The organism is Microcystis sp. M090S1, from assembly GCF_020246295.1.
Taxonomy (GTDB): Bacteria; Cyanobacteriota; Cyanobacteriia; order Cyanobacteriales; family Microcystaceae; genus Microcystis; species Microcystis aeruginosa.
Genome location: NZ_JADBTF010000293.1, coordinates 1 through 3,001 on the forward strand (window position 1 = coordinate 1; position 3,001 = coordinate 3,001).

At 47.6% G+C, this 3,001-nt stretch carries 2 protein-coding genes and 1 pseudogene; all 3 read left to right on the forward strand.

Annotated elements, in window-relative coordinates; translation table 11 throughout:
• Positions 1-139, forward strand: a pseudogene (locus IM477_RS23085) (RNA-guided endonuclease TnpB family protein); the annotation flags it as partial.
• Positions 140-420: 281 nt separating this feature from the next.
• Complete coding sequence (locus tag IM477_RS12680; RefSeq protein WP_287732022.1) at positions 421-1,104, forward strand: hypothetical protein; 684 nt, start codon at positions 421-423, stop codon at positions 1,102-1,104.
• A gap of 166 nt (positions 1,105-1,270) precedes the next feature.
• Positions 1,271-2,785 carry an energy transducer TonB gene (locus IM477_RS12685; protein ID WP_287732023.1) on the forward strand — a complete coding sequence of 505 codons (1,515 nt, stop codon included), beginning with the start codon at positions 1,271-1,273 and terminating at the stop codon, positions 2,783-2,785.
• Positions 2,786-3,001 lie beyond the last annotated feature (216 nt).

A 3,001-nucleotide genomic window follows, 5' to 3' on the forward strand; every position in this document is an offset into this window, starting at 1 on the left:
AAACATCTTGCAAAAGGGATTAAGTAGCGTGGGGCGCACGCAAACTTTAAACGCTTCGGGAGAGATTCCCTCTTGGTTGGTTGGAGAAATCCTGCTTGCTAACGGAGACTCAATGAACGAAGAATCCCCGTCTCTTTAGAGTGGGGAGCGTCAAAAATTACTCAGGTTGTGGTAATAAAGAGGTGTAAACTCGATCGCCTGATCAAGGGAAAGACAAAAACTATCTTAAGGTCGCCAGAGATAAATTGCCACCAAAAGCGAACCCGATGTTAGGGAGTCAACTGACCTTGAGCGAAGATGTGCCGAATGGGTAACTGTGGGGAGAATAGGGGAAAACCACTAGGAAAAACCCGAATAAAATCTTAATATACAGAGTGCCTAGTAGCCATAACGATTGCGCTCACTATCTTTGTAAATTCTATGGCAGAGATTAACCCAGAGATCAACCTCATGCAGATAGCGACTATACTCAACCAATATCGATTTGAAATGAGAGGATATAAAGCGCAAGAATTAATCGAGCGCTGGTTGCCCATCTATTCGCTAAATTGGATTCGCATGGCGATTTTAGAGGCACTCTATCAGGGACGTTACAAAGTCATTTCGGTGGAGGAAATCCTCAAAATTTGGCACCGTCGCGGCCATCCTACCTTTCATTTTACGGGGGAATTCGAGCGCTTGGTTTGTAAAAACTTGCTAGATTCCCAGTTAGATGGCAAAAAAACAGCAGTTATCCCTAAACGGGAACAGATCAATATACCTTCTCCCACCCTTGAGCAGCCCTGTCCAGAGCCAGAAGCGGGAAAAACCGATAATAATGGCACAGTAGCCACGAGTAAAGATTCTTTACTCAACTTAGAAACTTCTCTTTTTAATGATCCTCGCAAAGGGATGAGTAATGTGGAGGAATTATTCTCGCAGTTAACCCCGGAAACGCCCAAATTCCCTGAATTAGAATCAGTGCCTAAATCGCCTAACAGTCCTGGAACTAGGGAGAATTTTCCGGCTAATTTTAAACCGGCAATCGATGAGTTTATCCCTTTGTTAGACCCCTCGGAATTGTATCCCAAATTAAAAGCTGTGGCCCGCTCGCAGCATAAGTAGGGTTGGCTGAAAAAGTTTTTCGGTGGTGGCAGGGTGTGGGGTGGGGGGTGGTGGGGTGGTGGGGTACTGACACCAATTAATTCCCCGCCCTCAAGAAAAAAAATCGCCCTGACGATTAAAATAGAGTTAACTTTTCCCCTCAAGGCTCTGCTCAATTAACTAAATTATGACATCCTCCTATTTTGGTCTAGAAACCGAAGAAAATAAACTAATTAACTCTAATAATCTCTCGTTCGCCGCTTCTCTTGGTATTCATGCCCTAATTTTAGCGATTATCTTACCTAATTTCCTCAATAATCCAGCGCAGGAGCCAAAAAAGGATTTACGCAACGTCAATCTGATTGAATTGAACCCTCTAGAGCAGTCACGTCTTCCTAATCTCGACTCCTCCCTATCCAGCTTACCCGGACTGCCTAACCCCAATTTGTCTTCTTCCTCTTTGCCTCCTCTCCCCCCCATCGATGGTATCCATAACAGCACCTTACCTCCTTTACCCTCGGTTTCTTCCCTTCCCCCTTTACCGTCCTTACCTGCTTTACCTCCCCTCTCCTCTTTACCCTCCGTCAATATCTATTCTCCTCCCGTGGCATCTATCCCCTCCCTGGGTAGATTACCGATTCCTCGCAATTTTCCCACTTCTACCCCCAGTTTACCTAGTCCTCCTTCTGTTCCCACCCTGTCAGAGAATAATAATCTGCCTAGGGAGACTAATAACAACCGGATACCGCCTTACTTCGATCCCTACCAAGATAATCTAACTTTAGATAGATTGCGAAATTCGCCCCGTAGTGCATCGCAACAGGCGCAGGAACAACTAAACAATTCCTTAGCCCGCACGCCGGAGCCGAATGGTCAATCGCCCATTGATGAACAGCGTCGTCAACAATTAATGTCGGAAATGCGGGAACGTTTGCGATCCCTGGAGGCGGATAAAAGCAATACCAGTAACGACGATGCCATGAGAAATAATCTGGCTTGGCTGGCCAGAGTCCAAAAAACTAATCCTAACGCCTTAAATGAACTAAATCAGCCCAATCAGGGCAGCAGAGGCATAACTACCGTCAATTTGACCGGTAATTATCCCGCTACGGCTTGTTCCCGTCAATTGGCGGGGACGGCGGTTTATGGGGTGACGGTGGATGCCCAAGGCCGCCTCAGCAGTGAACCCCAGTTAATTAAAAGTGCTGGCTTCCCGATTTTCAATCAACAGGCAGCTAGGGAAGTAAGCTTAACTCGCTTTAATAATCCCAGTGGTGAGTCGAGAAGCTATCATGTGCGAGTCAGTTTTGCCCCTAACCCGGAAGTGTGCCGAGGTGCGATCGCTAATCCTCCAAAACCGGAGGGTAGCAACCTCAATACCCGTAACTCCCCCCCCGTAACGCCGGCAATTGAAACCCCGCTTCGTCCTAATCAAACCCCGCAACCGGCCGTTAGTCCCCAACCGGATAACGTCAAGCCCCCCGAAACCACAGGTCCAAATCCACCCCAAACCCAGCCAGAACCGCCCAAAGAAGCGATAATCGAGCAAAAAGCCCCAGAAACTCCTCCCCAAACCCCCGCTCTCAATCAGCCAGAGGGTTCCCCCGCCGGTCCCCCCACTAGCCAAAATCCTCAACCCCTGGGCGAGGAAGCTTTGCCCCCCGGTCCGCCAGCGGAAGCTAAAACTGAACCAGAAAGTTAGGCCTTTTCAGTGATCAGTGATCAGTTATCAGTTATCACTGGACTTCCCCCATACAGAAATACTAACAAATCAACGAAACCCTTACTGCAGGTCGCTTCTCAGAAAAAATTGAAAAGAGGCTACTGGGTACATTTTTCGCTTGAAAATGGCTGTACCGTTGACTGTATCTGGAGTAGAGCGATTCCGTAGAGTTGGCTGTATAGTGATCGCTAACCT